16 protein-coding genes are annotated in these 17,521 nt (G+C 52.2%); 10 read left to right on the top strand and 6 right to left on the bottom strand.

The genetic code is table 11. The features are described 5' to 3' along the window. The first annotated feature begins 253 nt into the window (after positions 1-253). From H2508_RS09580 to H2508_RS09570, 3 genes are all read left to right on the top strand, one after another. A complete protein-coding gene (locus H2508_RS09580) occupies positions 254-1,435 on the top strand; it encodes a N(5)-(carboxyethyl)ornithine synthase (RefSeq protein ID WP_182172422.1) in 1,182 nt (393 codons plus the stop codon). Between the two features lie 139 nt (positions 1,436-1,574). Continuing rightward, positions 1,575-2,312: an SDR family oxidoreductase gene (locus H2508_RS09575; protein ID WP_182172419.1), complete on the top strand. Its 738-nt coding sequence runs from the start codon at positions 1,575-1,577 to the stop codon at positions 2,310-2,312. Positions 2,313-2,427: 115 nt separating this feature from the next. Beyond that, positions 2,428-3,447: a TIGR03617 family F420-dependent LLM class oxidoreductase gene (locus H2508_RS09570; RefSeq protein WP_182172416.1), complete on the top strand. Its 1,020-nt coding sequence runs from the start codon at positions 2,428-2,430 to the stop codon at positions 3,445-3,447. Between the two features lie 53 nt (positions 3,448-3,500). On the opposite strand, the gene H2508_RS09565 is transcribed toward H2508_RS09570, so the two are convergent. Beyond that, a complete protein-coding gene (locus H2508_RS09565) occupies positions 3,501-4,307 on the bottom strand; it encodes an enoyl-CoA hydratase/isomerase family protein (RefSeq protein ID WP_182172413.1) in 807 nt (268 codons plus the stop codon). Positions 4,308-4,570: 263 nt separating this feature from the next. On the opposite strand from H2508_RS09565, the gene H2508_RS09560 reads away from it, so the two are divergent. Then, positions 4,571-4,837, top strand: a complete 267-nt coding sequence (locus H2508_RS09560; protein WP_182172410.1) for a DksA/TraR family C4-type zinc finger protein — start codon at positions 4,571-4,573, stop codon at positions 4,835-4,837. 15 nt (positions 4,838-4,852) lie between these two features. Here the strand turns inward: H2508_RS09560 and H2508_RS09555 are convergent, their stop codons facing one another. From H2508_RS09555 to H2508_RS09545, 3 genes are read right to left on the bottom strand one after another with little or no spacing between them, the layout of a single operon-like run. Further along, positions 4,853-6,352 carry a hypothetical protein gene (locus tag H2508_RS09555; protein ID WP_182172407.1) on the bottom strand — a complete coding sequence of 500 codons (1,500 nt, stop codon included), beginning with the start codon at positions 6,350-6,352 and terminating at the stop codon, positions 4,853-4,855. Next, positions 6,352-7,506 carry a sulfotransferase family protein gene (locus H2508_RS09550; RefSeq protein ID WP_182172403.1) on the bottom strand — a complete coding sequence of 385 codons (1,155 nt, stop codon included), beginning with the start codon at positions 7,504-7,506 and terminating at the stop codon, positions 6,352-6,354. The genes H2508_RS09555 and H2508_RS09550 overlap by 1 nt, the downstream gene beginning before the upstream one ends. Positions 7,507-7,509: 3 nt before the next feature. Further along, on the bottom strand, positions 7,510-8,307 hold the full coding sequence (locus tag H2508_RS09545) for an SDR family NAD(P)-dependent oxidoreductase (RefSeq protein WP_182172401.1): 798 nt from the start codon (positions 8,305-8,307) through the stop codon (positions 7,510-7,512). 207 nt (positions 8,308-8,514) lie between these two features. On the opposite strand from H2508_RS09545, the gene H2508_RS09540 reads away from it, so the two are divergent. The 5 genes from H2508_RS09540 to H2508_RS09520 all read left to right on the top strand — a co-directional run bounded on the left by H2508_RS09540 (position 8,515) and on the right by H2508_RS09520 (position 12,477). Then, positions 8,515-8,958 (top strand): NfeD family protein, encoded by a 444-nt coding sequence (locus H2508_RS09540; RefSeq protein ID WP_182172399.1) that lies wholly within the window; start codon positions 8,515-8,517, stop codon positions 8,956-8,958. 9 nt (positions 8,959-8,967) lie between these two features. Continuing rightward, complete coding sequence (locus H2508_RS09535) at positions 8,968-9,981, top strand: SPFH domain-containing protein (RefSeq protein ID WP_182172397.1); 1,014 nt, start codon at positions 8,968-8,970, stop codon at positions 9,979-9,981. Continuing rightward, positions 9,981-10,364: a HigA family addiction module antitoxin gene (locus tag H2508_RS09530; RefSeq protein ID WP_182172395.1), complete on the top strand. Its 384-nt coding sequence runs from the start codon at positions 9,981-9,983 to the stop codon at positions 10,362-10,364. The genes H2508_RS09535 and H2508_RS09530 overlap by 1 nt, the downstream gene beginning before the upstream one ends. 143 nt (positions 10,365-10,507) lie before the next feature. Beyond that, positions 10,508-11,938, top strand: a complete 1,431-nt coding sequence (locus H2508_RS09525; RefSeq protein WP_182172393.1) for a M20/M25/M40 family metallo-hydrolase — start codon at positions 10,508-10,510, stop codon at positions 11,936-11,938. A 2-nt stretch (positions 11,939-11,940) separates the two neighbouring features. Further along, positions 11,941-12,477 (top strand): gamma-glutamylcyclotransferase, encoded by a 537-nt coding sequence (locus H2508_RS09520; protein ID WP_220463681.1) that lies wholly within the window; start codon positions 11,941-11,943, stop codon positions 12,475-12,477. Between the two features lie 19 nt (positions 12,478-12,496). On the opposite strand, the gene H2508_RS09515 is transcribed toward H2508_RS09520, so the two are convergent. Beyond that, positions 12,497-14,824, bottom strand: a complete 2,328-nt coding sequence (locus H2508_RS09515) for a DUF6351 family protein (RefSeq protein ID WP_182172391.1) — start codon at positions 14,822-14,824, stop codon at positions 12,497-12,499. 134 nt (positions 14,825-14,958) lie between these two features. Beyond that, entirely contained in the window at positions 14,959-15,963 is a 1,005-nt protein-coding gene (locus H2508_RS09510) for a cysteine synthase A (protein ID WP_182172389.1), read from the bottom strand. Between the two features lie 181 nt (positions 15,964-16,144). Between H2508_RS09510 and H2508_RS09505 the strand changes: the two genes are divergently transcribed. Beyond that, a complete protein-coding gene (locus tag H2508_RS09505) occupies positions 16,145-17,419 on the top strand; it encodes an O-acetylhomoserine aminocarboxypropyltransferase/cysteine synthase family protein (protein WP_182172387.1) in 1,275 nt (424 codons plus the stop codon). Positions 17,420-17,521 lie beyond the last annotated feature (102 nt).

The raw sequence follows: 17,521 nt of genomic DNA, 5'->3' as shown, positions 1-17,521 counted from the left end.
CTGTTTCATTCACCTCAAATATTACAGTCAAAAGCATCGAGGGGGCATTCAGTCTTCTGTTGAGCTGCATTTCATTATGCTCCTATGAACTGTGACTACAGTCTTGGCACTTAAGCCATTTTACCGCGCTTTATTTACAGCGACTCTGAGCTCCTTGCTGCAGATTAGGCATCAAACGCGTATGCATCACCGGCACTGGTTCGTCGGTGATGCACTCATTCGCATGAACTTTTCTGACAATTAAGGAAGCAATATGAATAAATTTTTAATCGGTGTCATTGGAACTTCAAGAAAGCAAGATGAACGGCGCTTTCCTATCCACCCTGAGCACTTGCTTCGTATACCTGAAGCCACTCGCCGGCAACTCATATTTGAAGAGGGCTACGGAGCAGCCTTTAATATCACAGACGAAGAGATTGCGGAACAAACTGGCGGCATTGCGACGCGTCACGAATTACTGACAGAGCTGGGGACGGTGATCATTTGCAAGCCAGTGCTGGCTGATCTGCAGGAACTTAAAGAAGGTGGGACACTCTGGGGTTATGTCCATTGTGTACAACAAAGGGATCTTACCCAAGTTGCACTGGATCGTAAGCAGACCTTAATAGCCTTTGAAGATATGTTTGTGTGGGGCCCGAGTGGCCACATAGGGCGGCATACCTTTTATAAAAACAATGAGATGGCGGGCTATTGTGCAGTGCTGCATGCTCTGCAGCTTGTTGGTATAGATGGGCATTACGGCAATCAGCGCAAGACAATCATTTTTAGTTTTGGTGCTGTAAGTCGTGGTGCTATATACGCTCTCAAAGCCCACGGCTTTAGAGATATCACTATCTGTATTCAGCGTCCCGATCATGAAGTTCGCGAGGAGGTACTCGATTGTCACTACGTCAAGGTTCGACCCGGTGCAGACGGGGAGGCTCGTATGGTGGTAGTGGAGCACGACGGCAGTGTCCGCCCTTTAACTGAGTTAATTAGCGAATCGGACATTATCGTGAATGGAACCTTTCAAGAAACAGATGCGCCAATTGATTTCGTGACGAAAGCGGAAAGCGAGTTTCTAAAGCCGAATAGCTTAATTATTGATGTAAGTTGCGACGAAGGTATGGGTTTCTTTTTTGCCAAACCAACTACCTTTGAAGCGCCTATGTTTAAATATAAAAGCATTAATTATTATGCCGTGGATCATACGCCCAGTTATCTTTGGGAAAGCGCCACCCGCTCAATCTCCGCTGCACTCATTATGTATTTGCCCGCTGTACTAGCTGGTCGTGATGCCTGGCAGCAAAATGAAACTATACGAAAAGCCATTAACATTGATCGTGGCGTGATTCAAAACCAAGCGATATTGTCGTTTCAAAAACGACAAGTGCATTATCCCCATCACTCTCTTAATCTAGCTAACACCTCTGCATCGAGTTTGGTACCTGCCTGATATCTGTTGTTCATACAGAGTTAACTGGCGTTCCCAGAGATTATTAATGCTGCGACTTGCGATGGAAAGATTTGCGTATCGATCTAGCTTATTATGATGTTTTAGAATTGACGCTATATAGCAGATGTAAGGAACTACCATGAAAGGAGCAAGAGTCGCCATCGTTACTGGCGGGGGGACGGGTATCGGTCAGGCCACTAGCAAACGTCTCGCGGATGAGTACGCTGTTGTCGTTGTTTATTCGCGTTCGGCTGACGGCGCTAACAACACGGTTAAAGCCATTGTTGATCGCGGTGGAAAGGCCTGCGCTATGCAAGCAGACATCTCTGTGGAATCAGAAGTGATCAAGCTGTTTGAAGTAGTAAAAGAGCAATACGGCCGCGTAGATGTTGTTGTCAATAACGCCGGTATTGGTCACCTAAAGCCCTTTCAGGATATTTCCATGGAGGAATACGATTATATTTTTAATATTAATACCCGCGGCACCTTCATGATGTGCCGGGAAGCCGCTCGTGTTATGGAGGACTCTGGCCGCATTATTAATGTGTCCACTGGTGCCACCAAGTCAAATGCTTCAGGTCAGGCTTTGTATACCGCGAGTAAAATTGCTGTTGAGGGCTTTACTAAGGTATTGGCTCGCGAACTGGGGCCCCGAGGTATAGCGGTGAATGTGGTGTCTCCTGGTATGACGGATACGCCTATGTTGGAAGGTGGTAACCCGGAAAAGCTCCGACAGTACGGTGCTAAGGCAGCAGCAATGCAGCGATGCGGAGAGCCAGAAGATATTGCCGATGCCATTGCAGCACTCGTCTCGGATGACTGTCGTTGGATTACCGGTGAAAACATCTCTGTGAGTGGTGGTACGAGTATTGTTTGAGCTCTAGGGCCTGCAACCTTGCTGGCCGCTGCTGCTTTAATGTCACATGACTGATTATTGAGCTTTGTTGCGGGTGGGGCTCGGACATATAGGCAAACTATTAATAGGCTCTGCTATGAAGATTGATACTTCCTTGATGTTCGACCCAGTAAAGATTGCTGAAATAGCCCCTGAGTTGGAAAAAGCAGGTTTTGATGGGGCTTATGCTTTTGAAGGGCAGAGCGACCCTTTTATTGGGATCTCAGTTGCTGCGATGAAAAGTCAGCGCATGGACTTAATGACCTCGATTGCTGTGGCATTCGCCCGTAATCCGATGAGCCTAGCTTATCTAGCGAATGATCTACAGCAGTTATCTCAAGGGCGATTTATTCTCGGCCTAGGTTCGCAAGTTAAAGCCCACATTGAGCGTCGCTACAGCATGCCTTGGTCAAAACCTGCGGCGCGTATGCGCGAGATGGTGCAGGCAATTAGGGCTATTTGGCATAGCTGGGATAGTGGTGAGCGTTTGAACTTTAAGGGTGAGTTTTATCAACACAGTTTGATGTCGCCCACTTTTAGTCCAGCTGCCAGTGAGCTTCCCAGGCCCAAAATATTTGTTGCCGGAGTGGGGCCGAGAATGACCGAGGTGGCGGCCGAGGTGGCTGATGGCTATTTTATCCACCCCTTCCATAGCACGACCTCCATTGATGCGATTTCTATGCCGGCCTTACAGCGCGGGTTGGACAAAGCAGACAAGAGCATGGCGGATTTAGAGCTTTCTGCTCAAGTGATCACTGCTACTGGATTAAGCGATGAGGCTTTGCAGGCTGCCATTTTCTCAGCGCGGAGTCAGATAGCTTTCTACGCGTCCACACCAGCCTACCTGCCAGTGTTAGAGGCGCATGGTTGGGAGGGCTTGCAGCCGGAGATGACAGCACTGTCAAAAGCCGGCAAGTGGGCGGAGATGGCAGCCAAAATTAACGATGAGGTGCTGACGACCTTTGCAGTAGTGGGCAAACCCGATGAGGTGGCAGCCCAGTTAGTGCAGCGTTGTCACGGTCTGTTCGACCGGATTAGCCCGGTTGTTTATGCGCCGGATACCGAATTGCTGATAGCTTTGCTGAGCTCGATCAAGTCGACTCTAGCTAAAGCCTAAAAAAGCTGTGCGAGCAAAGTGCCAGTGCTAGAGTCTGGCACTTGGCACGGTGATTACAGAAAGTCAGGCCAGCGCTGATTGATCTCAGAGCTCCATCTGGGGGCGCGCTTATCCATCCACGCTGTACTGCCTTCGACAGCATCGCTGAGCTGCATGCTGTGGCGGAGGGCCTGAGTTTCAAGCTCAACGAAGTTCTTTAGTGACATATCTAGGCCACGCCACAATAAGCGCTTGTGCATAGCCATGACAGTGGGTGAGCAATTTGTCACCATGTCCTGAGCGATTTCCATCGCGCCGCTTAAAACCTCATCGGCTGGGAGCGAGCGACTCGCTAAGCCCCACTCGACAGCCTCCTCACCATTGAGGCGATTGCCGCGCACGAGGAGTTCAAAGGCTCGCTCAAAGCCCACTAAGCGCGGCAGTAAGTACTCCACTGCATTATCGGCGACAACGCCTAAGCGAGTTTGCTGTAAGGCATATTTACCTTGCTTGGCAAAAATGCGTAAGTCACATTGCAGTGCCAGTGTAAGCCCAACTCCTATCGCATGGCCGTTACAGGCAGCAATCACCGGTTTGCGAATTTCCCAAGGCTGCATACTGCTAGGGCAGGAGGAAAAGTTATCATGTGCTTTGGCGTCAAATGCTTTGCTGTCAGCACTCAAGTCCGCGCCAGCACAAAAAGCTTTGCCCTTTCCTGTTAGAATGACAACGCGCACCTCATCGCTTTCGTCGCAGTGTCGATAGAGGCTGCTAAGTTCTGCCAACATGTCAGCGCTGAAAGTATTGAGCTGTTCGGGACGATTCAATGTGATCACCGCAATCCCTTGCATGATGTCAAAATTAATATTTTTATATCCCATATAATGTTCCCTTAAGAGTGTTTATTGTTGAGGAATATTGGCAGAGGATAATACCAACAAAAACAAAGTAGAAATGTGCTGCCGTAGTTCAGTTAGCATTGAGAGTTAATCGGCCGCCTATACACTAGTGAGCTGTTTTGCGGTCTATTCATTGAGTAGTCTGTTATTGGGGAGCAAACCCCAATGAGGACATCACTTACTTCGAGCTTGGCAGCGTAGAGTTGTGTTCGCTGCATAGTCTCCGAGATAATAAGGAGTCTTGTATGGCTGGGGGCTTTACTAAAGATGGCGCAGTGCAAGAGCAGATCGATGCTAGTCTGGAAGATGAGATCAATCGCGCGCGCAGTCAATTACCACGCGGTGAGAGTGCTCTGCTCTGCGATGAGTGCGAAGCTGCTATTCCCGAAGCGCGCCGAAAGGCTGTGCCCGGAGTGCGCTTCTGTGTGAGTTGTCAGGAGGCGGTTGATCGCGAGTATAGGGCTTATGCAGGCTACAACCGCCGAGCGAGTAAGGACAGTCAGCTTAGATAGAGAGTGCGGGCGCTGTTATTCAAAGGCTGCCCGCCATCCCCGCGCTTCAAAGTCCGCCTTACTGCAATGGGCGACCTGGGGCAGGAAGGGTTCTAGTTCAGGGTCTTCTGACTCTCCCATAGCCAAAGTCTTGAGCCGCAGTAGCAAGGGGTTGGTGCGCAACAGCATGCGGAAGGTCAGTTGGCCATCCAAATAGGGCCCCCAATCCATCCAGTTAACATGTTCTTGCTCCGTGGCATTATGCGGACGATTTTGTGCCGTTGATACCACCACCGTGTAGTAGCCTTCGGAATCGAGGGCTAGCTCTCTGTCCACCACTGCGTCGTTGCAAATGCCCGCCCAAAAATTGTAATTGGTGATCGTGAAGCCGCGAATTTGTGCCGTCTCAGTAAAGACTGGCTCCTGAGGAAACTTAGGTGTTCTCAAGGGCTTTGCTCTAACCACGAGTAACTCTCCTAGCCGAGTACTGTAGGGCGTACTCAAGTAGAGGATGTCATCGCTGGCTAGAATGTCGTATGGCAAACCCCAGTTGGATCGGGTGCTAAATTTTCCAGCGGCTACTTGGGCGCGATAATCCGGTATGGGCAAGGATGCAAATTGGGTGGTTTCAATAGGGTAGTCATCATTGGCATAGGGCAGGCAGCTTTCGTGATGCTCTACTTCGCTACCTTGTGCATCAAATATCGTGACCGAGGGCAAGGGGACACCGGTACTGTTTGGTGGGTTGGCGCCCAATACTGAATCGGTGGTGCGCAGCAGCAAGAACAGGGCCGGATTAGGCCCGCCGTTGCGCTTTTCTCCGACATACATGGTGTTTGCTGCGGGCTTTTCCGGCGGCGCTTCAAATAGGATGGTCACAGTAAAGTACTGTTCATCCTGCTCTGTGCAGTTGTCGCGGAAAGGGTTGCAGCTACCGGGATCCGGTTCGATATCCTTATCGACCAGTGTTGGTAGTGTATTGGTGTCGAAGTCGTTGGGGTGGAAACCAAAGTAGCGGCAGCGTAAGTATTGGCCACGTATTACCACCCGGCCGCCCTCAGGCACAGCAAAGAAGCCTTCAGGGGCTCCAGCACCGTGCCAAAAGCGGTTGCTAAAGTAGTTAGAAGCCGAGGTGTCTAAGAGGTAGGGGAAGCGATTATTAGTCAGCGGGCTACCGGCGCCGGGCCAGCCAGTTGATAGTGGTTCACCAGTGAGCTCCCCCGCGACGTACTTGCCGTCGTCCAGGCGCATGCCGCAATGTTCAGCAATAAAATCAGAGATGCGACCTTCAATCAGCGCCAGCTCTGGGTCACAGAGCTTTGGAAAGATTCCCAATACAGCCATGCCCTGGGCATCACGTGCTTCAGCGAGCAGTTCGTAAAGTGCTTGTAGATCTGCTTTTACTGGCTCAGGGGCAACTTCTAATAACTGCCGAACAGTGTCAGCGTGACCGATAAACTCGTTGTGGCCGTGCTCGATTTCTAGCTCTCCCGCCAACAAGCGCTGCCATGTGTCTTTGAAAGCTTCGATTGTCATTATGCTGTCTCCTGCTTGGTTGTTATTGTTGAGGGCTGCTCTGGCTGGGAGGGGCTTAGTTTTTCATAGCCGAAGGCATCAAAGGCAAAACTCCAGTGCTCGTTAACAGTGCGAATTAATTCGTCGGGGAAGTCGAAAGTGTTTTTGCTATAGCTCGCCAAACTATCTAGGTAAGACTGCAGCTTAGGGGCTACTTGCTTAAAGTCGCCCAGGTCCAGTCGCTGGTAGATATTTTCCATGATCTCCATGGGTTTCTTTTCGAGTTCTTCAAATCGAATTTCTACTAAGTCTTCTGGGGCAATGATCGAGCGTTGTTCGAGGTATTTGCTCAACAGTTCGCGGTAGGCATGCAGTATCCAATTATCAATAGCTTGCCAATCCAAGTCTTGGAAGGTCTGGCCGGGTAGGATCAAGCGATACATATTGCGCATCGACTGATAGACCGCGTAAGGGTTGCGCACGATAAACACGTATTTGGCGCCGGGGAACATCTTATTTAATAAAGCGACTCGGCCTGTGTGGGTGGGGGTTTTCAGTACCAGCCGCTTGCCATCATTTAGCAAGGTGGCTTTCTTTAATACCTCCATATAAGCCTTCTGCCACTCGGCAAGTTCTTGCTCGTTGCCGCCTAATTCTGTTACGTAGCGGTCGTAACACTCAGGCAGGGAGCGGGGGAAACTGGCAAAGTGAAAAGCGGCATGTTCGGTTAGCGTCACCATGGCCAGCTCTTCTTCTTGGGGAGCATCTAAGGTGATTGCTACATTGTCCATCGGTCGAGTGTCGGGCATAGACGAGGCGATGCGCTGTTTGAGCCAGCCCCGGCCAATCATGGCGACAGGGTGCATGCTCGCTTGATAGTTGCTGACAAAGCCAAACTGCGGATCTTGCCAAAACAGGTAGTGAAGGTGTGTCGTGCCACTGCGGCCCATGCCCAGCAAGAAAACCGGTGGTGCCGAGAGCTCGGTGGCCTCGATTGTTTTACCCCAGCGCAGTTTTTCATAGAGCCGGAAGGGCTCTAGAATCAAGCTGAAGAGTAGGCGCCCGGCGGCATAGAGCCGGTAGCCAGACTCGACTTTGCCCCGTTTTAATAAGCGCAGGAGGGCCGGCAGTTGGATAAACTGCGACATGGCTGACTTACGTTCTTGTTCGCTCATAGCTTACTCCGGTAGCTCTGTGAACCAGGGCACGCCATTGATATGGCCGCCGCCGTCTGCGTGAATGGTGTTGCCGGTAATAAAGCCGCCGGCATCAGAGCCTAAAAAGACCGCTAAGGGGCCGATGTCATGTTCGCTATCGCCCATTCTTTGCATTGGAATTTGTTGCAAAATACTGCGTGCAGACTCTGGGTCCCACTGGGTATAGGCTTCCCAGGTCTCGGTGACTGCAGCGGGGCAGATGATGTTGCAGGTGATGTTATGACGGCCCCATTCGGCCGCTGCTGTGCGAGTGAGTGCGCGCAGGGCCTCTTTGGAGCTGTTGTAGCCGACAGAGAAGCGATGGGCATTAATGCCATTGAGTGAAGCCATGCTGATCACCCGGCCCCAGCCCTTCGCTTTCATACTCGGAAAGACTTTCTGCATAGCCCACAGGGGCGCGTGGTAGTTCACCTGAATCAGCTTATTGATGTTTTGCTCGCTGGTGTCCTCCAAGTGAGCTGGCTGACCATCACCGGCCGTGGCGTTGTTAATCAGGATGTCGATGTCGCCGATATCCGCTGCGACCTGTTCTAGGTTCTGCTCGAGTTGTTGTTTATTGGTGATATCAGTTTCTAGAAACACTGCGCGACCTTGTGGGTAGTCGCGGTTGATCTGCTGCTCTGCCTGTTTGCCGACCTCGACACTGCGTGCTGCCAAAATCACCGTGGCGCCTTCCTTGGCGTAGGCTCGGGCTACGCCCAAACCCACTCCGCGACTAGCGCCCGTAATAAATGCCACTTTTCCTTGAAGCTGTGCCAAATTTGAACTCCTTGTTATGGTTTATTTTGTGGGCTAGTTAATCATTCATTAGATAAGTAGACAAGTGTGCAATTACTTCCGTGGCCAGGAATTGGCTTCCTAGGCTGACTTGGCAGGAGCAGAGCCCGCCTTTGTGGCCCGATTCTTTAGTTGATTCTCTGTTAATTCGGCCTATGCTTGCATGCTAGGTATGTAAGGACTTCTATCATGAATGATATTGGGCTCAGCCCCTGGCACCTGTGGATTATTCTCAGTGTTTTGCTTATCACTGCAGAAATTTTTGTATCGGGCTTTGTCTTAGCGGGCTTAGGTTTTGCTGCCCTTTGTGCGGCGCTAGGACATTACTTTGGTGCTGAACTGGGCTGGGCTTTACTGGCCTATGTGATTGGCGCATTGCTATTTTTTGTGGGTATTCGGCCCTTTGCCTTGCGGACATTTATGCATCGTGAACCATCACCTTTTGGCGTACATGGCATGGTGGGCAAGCAGGTGACAGTGATCGATGGCCCGGATATTGGCGGTAAGTTTTATACGGTTTTCCGCGACTCGCGTTGGACTTTGGAAAGTGAAGACGATCTGTTGGAAGGTGATAGCGCCGAGATCGTTGCAGTGAAAACATCAACTTTAGTTGTCAAACGCATAGCGCGTTAAGGAGAGCTTATGACAATGGCCGCAATGGTAGTTCTGGGCTTTATCGCCTTTTTCGTCGTCACCCTCTTGGTCAAGGGGATTCGCATTGTGCCGGAGCAGTCGGTGATGATGATCGAGCGCCTCGGGCGATACCATAAAACCCTGACTGCAGGGCTCAATATAATTATTCCCGTAGTCGATCAGCCGCGGCTAATTCCTTGGCGCAGAACGGTTAAAGAGCAGGGCCAGAAATTTTTTGTGGTGACCACTATCACCAACCTCGACCTGCGGGAGCAGGTTTATGACTTTCCCTCACAGTCAGTGATTACCCGTGACAACGTGGGCATTCAGGTGGATGCCGTGGTCTACTTCCAAATTACTGTGCCCCGCGACGCAGTTTATGAAATAGAAAACCTGCCGATAGCCTTAGAGACATTGACTCAGACTACGCTGCGTAATGTCATTGGCGAGATGGACCTTGATGACACCTTAACGTCGCGTGAAAAAATCAACGCGAGTCTAGTCGATACTATCGGTTCCGCCGCCCAGTCTTGGGGGATTAAGGTCAACCGAGTGGAAGTGCAGGACATTATTCCTCCGACCGATGTGTTGACTGCGATGGAGCAGCAGATGAAAGCCGAACGCGAGCGCCGCGCTCGAGTGACTGAGGCTGAAGGCTTTAAGCGCGCCGAAGTGTTGCGAGCAGAAGGTGAGCGCGATGCTCGTATTGCCACTGCTGAAGGTGAGCGGCAAGCCTACATGCTAGAGGCCGAGGGTGAAGCTGGTGCTATTGAGCGCCTCGCCCAAGCTGAGCAGCGCAAGCTACAATTGGTAAAAGAGGTGCTGCAGGAAGATTTTGCCGACTACCTAGTGGGCATACGCTATATGCAGACCCTAGAAGAAATGGCCAAAAACCAAAATGTGGTGTGGATGCCTCACAGTGCTACGGATCTGGCTTCGTTTATCGGTGGCTATAAGCATCTCTTAGGATCTCAAGCTCTGGCAGCTGAGAGAGCTGAATCAACTTCTGGTGAACGGCCTTAATGTCCAAGAAGCCAATTCACCCAGGGGAGCTTATCGAGCCACTCATTTTGATCCCCTGTGGCTGCTCCCAGTCGCAATTGGCCCGTCAGTTGGGCTTTAAGCAGCCGCAGCCGGTTAACGAATTAATCAGAGGCCGGCGCAGTATCACAGCTAAAATGGCGCTGCTATTCGAGCGTCTTACCCAAAGTCGCTATCCCGCGGAGTTTTGGTTGCTGGCCCAGCTGCGCTGGGATTTAAGCATGGCGCGAGATCATTTGCCGCCTGCTAGGGCGAGTTTGGTGCAGCCAGTGGAGTTGCCGGCCACAACAGACCGCCAGTCTGCAGATACAGCAGCCCTGTTACACTTGGCCACAGAGCTGAGTCAGACTTTAGCAAGCTCTTAAGTACTCGCTTGGATCCCATGTGACATGCTTTCGCATGTGTACTCTTTAGTTTGGCATCGGGGCCTGTGTAGAGTACTGCGCACTAGGATGTTAGTCTGCACAGCCCCTTACTTGTAGATAGCCCACACTATTAAGGAGCCCTTATGCGCTTCAATTACCGTCATTTTGCTGCGCTATTGTCTATTACTCTAGCGACACTTTTCTTATCGCCAACGACCCAATCTGCGGTTGGCGAGCAGGCGAAGGATGAGGCCTTGGCCTTATTAAAGGACTTGATTCCCTACCGCAGTGCCAAAGGTTACGGGCAAATACCGGGGATGATCGATCACTTGGTAGGCAAGCTGAAGGCGGCAGGATTTAGCGATGAGGATATTGTACGAGTCCCGCTGGATATTGACGGCGAAGCGGTCAGTGGCTTGATTGTGCGCTATGCCGCACAGGGTGTTAGTCAGCAGCGACCGGTAGCATTTTTAGCACACATGGATGTCGTGGATGCCTTAGCGGAAAACTGGGAGACTAAGCCTTTTGAGCCGCATATTAAAGAGGGTTATCTCTACGGGCGTGGCACGCAAGACAATAAGTTTGCGGTGGCCTTGCTAGTAACTACTTTCGCTAAGCTAAAGGCTGAAGGTTATCAGCCGGATCGTGATTTGATACTGGCTTTTTCCGGCGATGAAGAAAGCGGTATGCGCACTACGCGAAAAATCATTCAGCACCCCTATGTACGCAATGCAGAATACGCGCTGAACTCCGATGCCGGGGGTGGAAGTATGACTCGCGAGGGCAAGCCTCTGGCCTTCTCGATGCAGGCTGCAGAGAAAGTTTATGCCTCTTTTATCCTGTCTACCCATAATTCAGGTGGACACAGCTCCGCACCGCGAGCTGAAAATGCGATCTATGATCTGGCTCGTGCCTTGTTGCGTATCGAGGAGCTGCAGTTTCCAGTGCAGTTTAATGAGATTACCCGCTCTATGGCGAGCTCCTTAGCCGAGCGCGAGGGCGGTGCGGTGGCTGAGGCGCTCCATACTTTGTTAGAAAACCCCAGTGATGAGCAAGCCATTGCGCTTATGAAAGACTATCCACAGTACTCCAATATGCTGTGGACCACCTGTGTCGCTACTATGTTAACAGCAGGCCATGCCGAAAATGCTTTGCCACAAGATGCTAAAGCTACGGTCAATTGCCGCATCCTCCCTGATACTGGTGGAGTAGAGCATGTGCACTCAGTGCTCAGCAAAGCAGTAAACAGTAATCAGGTGACGATTGAGCAGCGCGGCCAGCCGGTAGAGAGCCCCGCCTCGCCTATTCGAGAGGATGTGCTGGCTATCTTGCAGGCGGGGGTGGCGGTGAATTACCCCGGTATTACGCTGCAGCCAACAATGTCTTCAGGGGGTACTGAGGGGCGCGAATATCGCCGTGCAGGTATCCCGACTTATGGTGCGGGCAGTCTCGCCTTGGTACGGCCTGACGACAGTCGCGCACACGGTTCCAATGAGCGCATCCCGCTGCAGTCTTTTTATAATGAGATGGATTACTGGGACTATGTCATTCGCCGTGTAGGCGGGGGGCAATAGCCTTGAGTTTATCGGCCGCAACAGAGCCTACTTGGGTATTTGGTTATGGCTCGCTGATCTACAAAGTGGACTTTCCCTACCTGCGCCGAGAACCGGCTAGTATTAGAGGTTGGCAGCGCCGTTTCTGGCAGGGCTCACACGATCATCGGGGCACCCCAGAGCACCCGGGGCGAGTGGTGACGCTGGTGCCTGCTGAGCAAGCGCTGTGCAAAGGGCTTGCTTACCTGGTTGAGAACGAGGTCTTTGAGCACTTAGATCACCGAGAGAAAAACGGCTACCAGCGCTTTGAGATTGATATCACTCTGACGCAGGTGGAGCAGAGAGTCGCGGGCGTGTTGTATGTGGCAGATGAGCATAACCCGGCCTACCTCGGGGCGGCGCCGGCGCAAGAAATAGCCGAGCATATTGCCGGATCGCATGGCCCTAGCGGCAGTAACCGCGATTATGTTTTGCAATTGGCCGAGGCCTTGCGAGACCTCGGGGACCGGGACCCACATGTGTTCGAATTAGAGTCTTTACTGCGCTCAATCAATACCTGAGGTCCCGGATTTTTCGAGCTTAGCCTTTTTCTCGCTGATTATTGCTGTAGTCACAGACGCCTTCGGGGAAGATTGCCTCCAGCAGGGCGCGCTCTGCTTGGTCTGGGACCCAGTCGCCATACAGTCCTTGCTCAAGGGCAGCGTCGATAGGCTGCAGCGCACACTGGAAGACCTCACCGGTGATCGGTCCGCCGGCTACGATGCGAGAGGTACTGTAGATGGGGAATTTCTGGGTGCAGGCGCCGGGCGCTTTATCATCCAGAATACCGTTCCAGACATCTTCGCCGCTGGCGATTAGGCCGCCCTCCTTATCGAAGCAGCTATCCACTGCCGCTGTGGGACGGTTTTCACCGACTGAGCGCTCTGGATTGGCTTTAATATTAGCCATCCACTCATCGATAACAGCAAAGGCCTGCATGGAGTTGTCATAATTGCCTTGGTCGCCGCCGGGTGCCACAAACCAGATGACTTGATTGCTGGCATCACCGTCGTGATTTAGAAGACGCTGGCGCGAAGCAAAAGATTGCAGCGTATTGTGCATGTCCAACTCATCTTCAAGGTAATGCCGAACATCAATGAGGGGGATTTCCACTGCGCCGGTGTTGACCATGCCCGAGCTGATGGCCGCTTCAATGGCGCCTTCATCAGCGCGGCGGCGGGGTGCTGGCTTGTCACCTTCAGCGACGAGGATGTTGCGCCAACTCCAGGGGTCGATTTGATCGGGGTACAGCGGCTTTTCAAAGTCCAAAGCGAAGCACTGATCGATTAAGAAGGGACAGCCCTCCTGGATCATATCCGGCTCGTTTTTCCAGCTCCCGATATTAAAGTTGAGGTCGAGAAACTCTGCCGGCGAGATATTGCCATCGCGCAGGGCTTGCAGGCCGTACTGTACACCGACGTTGTCCCAAGTGGTGCGGGCAAAGCCGTCATCAGCTCTGCCGTAGATGTTGATCAAATCGGCAAAGTGAGACCATTCAACCTCGGCTTGCTGCTCGGCAGTAATACCAGGAGCATCACCAAAGTGTGGGTTCAGAGCCAGTGGCGACAGACCACGCCAGGAGGCGCTGCACTCACTGGAGCCCGGCGGAACCCAGGGTGTTAGCCCAAAGTTCACTACATCATTGGGGACTTCATTGTTGGCATTGAGGCCAATTAACCAGCTGCGGTTGTTCCAGTCGGCCCATTTGGAGCTGGGGTCGCTTTGGAGTTGCAGATCAATCCAGCGTTCGATCAGCTCACAATCGCCGATATGGATGGTCTGGGTCACCATGTCCGGGTAGGAGTACTGGGGAATCCCTGCATCGATCAGTCCGGGGTGGTTTTGTGCATAAATATACTGCTGAATTCCGCCCCCAGAACCGCCGATGCCCACTGTGTATTCTGGTGCGGCGTAAGCCGATACAAAGCGGTCTTTGACCATGATGGCGGTCTCGCCACCTAGCTGCAGGTTGTAGTGAGTGCCGGTTTTGGTGCCAGTGGAGTAGGCCACGGCATAGCCGGCGCTAAGGCCGTCCAGATACAGTGCGCGGCTTGTGCTGGGCCCACCTTGGTAGTGACCGATAGCTACACCACCCTGGAAGTAGTAAATCAGGCGCTTGTTCCAAGCACTGAGGTCGGGCTCATCAAGGCTGTCATCAGCGGTGGAGAGTAGCGCGATGGAATAGAGGAAGCGGTTTAAGCTACCGCGCTCCCAGCGCACAATAAAGTCGACTTCAGAGCCGTCAATGGTTGTGGTGGTGGCCATATCGGCGGGGCGTTCTTGGCCGGGCTGGTAATCTGACCAAGTACCCGCTGTGCTGCGGTATTTATAGCTGACTACCGTCTCAACACTGCACTGCTCATCGATCACTGGTCCCAGCTCAAGATCAGCTAAATGATTGTCCGTAGCACAAAAAAATGGTGATTGTTGTGGGCCAGAAAAAATCGGGCCGCTGGCGGGGTGGTTCCTTAGGGTCAGGCCGGTTTCGGGTACATTGCCCTCGCTGCTACTGACTTGAATCGTATTGTCACCCTCGGCGAGGCCTTCAATGCGGCCCTCTAGGCCATGGCCATCGGCCATCGCATGGAAGGCGCTCGATACATCTCGGCCATCTACGGCAACTTGCACCTGAGCTAAAGGTAGCGCCTCGGGTACCTCAATCGCTAATCTTGCCTCGTCGTTACTCACTGCATCAGCGGGGCTAGATAATACTGTCAGGGTGAATTCGCCCAGCGGCGGCGCTGGGGCTGGCGTATCTCTCGACTTACTGTCACTGCTGTCACTGCAGCCGTTTAGTGCTAGCACTAGCGCAATTAAAAGGAATTTTAGCCTAGTGCTAAAACGGGCAAAGTACTGGGATATCTGCATTTCTTATACTCCTTATTATAGATTTACCGCAGCACCCCAAGCATAGGCCGAAAAATGCTTTTTTTCACATCTATGATTTATGGCGCAAATTGCTAACAACTTGTGCCGTGCTGATAGGGCTAAGAGGAGCTTGCTTAGCTCGCCATCCAGTGGGGGAAGGGTAGTTTGTGGCGCATCAGAAACTCAGGGTTAAAGAGTTTGCTGTGATAGCGGCTACCAGAGTCGCAGAGTAGGGTGACGATGGTATGGCCTGGCCCCAGCTCTTCTGCCATAGCTACGGCACCGGCGATATTGATGCCAGATGAACCACCCACAGACATGCCTTCGTTTTTAAGCAGATTGTATATGTAGGGCAGCGCTTCATCGTCCTCTATTTGATAGCTGAAGTCGGGCGTGATGCCCTCTAGGTTGCCAGGAATGAAGGAGATACCTACGCCTTCTACGATGGAACCAGAGCTCGAGGCTGAAGGGCTGTGACCCAGCAGGCGGTGAAGGGCTGAGCCCATTGGGTCGGCTAGGCCAATTTTGATTGCGGGGTTGCGTTCTTTTAGTGCAGTTGCAACGCCTGCGAGGGTGCCACCCGTGCCTACTGAGCAAATGAAGCCGTCTATTTTGCCGTCACATTGCCGCCAGATTTCAGGGCCGGTGCTGTCGTAATGCACTTGGCGATTGGCGGGATTGTCGAACTGTCTTGCCCAAGTGGCACCATTGGGTTCGCAGTGAGCTCGGCCGCTGGCAACGCGCTTAGCGGTGTGAATGTAGTGGTCGGGGCTGTCGTAACTGGCCGCGGGAACTAAAAGAAGATCTGCGCCAAGCATTTCCAGCTGATCGATTTTCTCTTGGCTGGCAGTTTGTGGCATAACAATCACTGATTGGTAACCGAGGGCGTTAGCTACCAGGGTTAATCCAATACCGGTGTTGCCTACCGTTCCTTCAACGATAACGCCACCAGCTTGCAATTCACCGGCCTTTTCAGCAGCCCGAATAATGCCCAGTGCAGTGCGATCCTTTACTGATCCACCGGGGTTCATAAACTCTGCTTTGCCATAGATATGGCAGCCGGTCTGCTCTGATACTTCTCGCAGGTAGAGGAGTGGGGTGTTGCCGATTAGGTCGAGAATCGATGCTTTATCAGGCATGTGTAGTTCCTTTTTTTATCTGTTATACCTCTAGCCATTATTGCCCTCAAGCGGAAGACTGCCAATGCTTTAGTGAGAGTGGCGGACAAACTTTGACCTCGGGCGCGGTTCTGCTAGTCTCGTTGGGTTTGAATGGCCTCCTTTTTTAACCACATTCGATATACACAAGGAAAATGTCCCGATGAAACCTGCAACTATTGCGCTGCATGCTGGCTACGATGGCGATCCCGCTACCAATGCGGCAACGGCCCCAATCTACCAGACAACCTCTTTTACTTTCGATAGCACCCAGCACGGTGCCGATCTGTTTAACCTGAAGGTACCAGGTAATATTTACAGTCGTATCACTAACCCAACTAACGCGGTACTTGAAGAGCGTTTGGCGCAACTCGAAGGGGGCATTGGGGCCCTGGCAGTGGCTTCCGGCATGGCGGCTATCCGCTATGCGATTGAAGCGATTGCCGATGTTGGCAGCAATATTGTCAGTACCTCACAGATTTATGGTGGCACTTACAACCTCTTTGCGCACACTTTTCCACGCCAAGGTATTGAAACGCGCTTTGTCGATGCCAATGATTTTGATGGCATTGCTAAGCTTATCGACGAGAACACCAAGGCACTGTTCTGTGAGTCGATCGGCAACCCAGCTGGTAATGTGGTGGATATTGCGCGCTGGGCCGAAGTGGCCAATGCCGCTGGTGTCCCCTTAATTGTCGATAATACCGTGGCCAGCCCAATTTTATGCCGTCCTTTTGATCACGGCGCTCACATCGTAGTGCACTCTTTGACCAAGTATATCGGCGGTCATGGCACCACAATTGGCGGAGCAATTGTAGACTCGGGCAAATTTGATTGGGCAGCGCACGCTGATCGCTTCCCCATTATGAATACCCCTGACCCCTCTTACCACGGCGTGGTCTACACTGAAGCGATGGGGCCGGCAGCGTTTATCGCACGATGCCGAGTCGTGCCACTGCGCAATACCGGCGCTGTACTGTCAGCGAGCAGCTCCTTCCAACTGATGCAGGGCTTAGAGACACTGGCGCTGCGTATGGAGCGGCACTGTGAGAATGCCCAGAAAGTGGCGGAGTATCTGCAATCTCACCCCGCAGTGGCTTGGGTCAATTATGCCGGCCTGAGTGATAGTCCATATCGCGCTACCTGTGAGAAAATCTGCGGCGGACAGGCTTCAGGCATCCTCAGCTTTGGCATCGTTGGCGGCGCTGAGGCGGGCGGTAAATTTATCGATGCCCTCAAGTTAATCCTGCGTCTGGTTAACATCGGTGATGCCAAATCCTTGGCCTGTCACCCAGCAAGTACAACACACCGACAGCTGAACCCTGAAGAGCTTAAGTCTGCAGGTGTTAGTGAAGAGCTGGTGCGCATATCCGTAGGTATCGAGCACATTGATGATATCCTCGCAGATATTGAGCAGGCTCTTGCCGCAGCGGTTTAAGGGCTCTGTTCTGGGCTAGCTCCACCCCGGAGTGGCGTGGGGCTAGCGCGGAGGTTAAGCATAAGCTTCTGAGCAGGCGGCACGGCAAGCCTGCTCTTTAGC

The sequence above is a fragment of the Sediminihaliea albiluteola genome (genome assembly GCF_014077625.1).
Classification (GTDB): domain Bacteria; phylum Pseudomonadota; class Gammaproteobacteria; order Pseudomonadales; family Halieaceae; genus Sediminihaliea; species Sediminihaliea albiluteola.
Note: the sequence above shows the minus strand (reverse complement) of the source record. Positions and strands in the feature narration are given on the sequence as shown.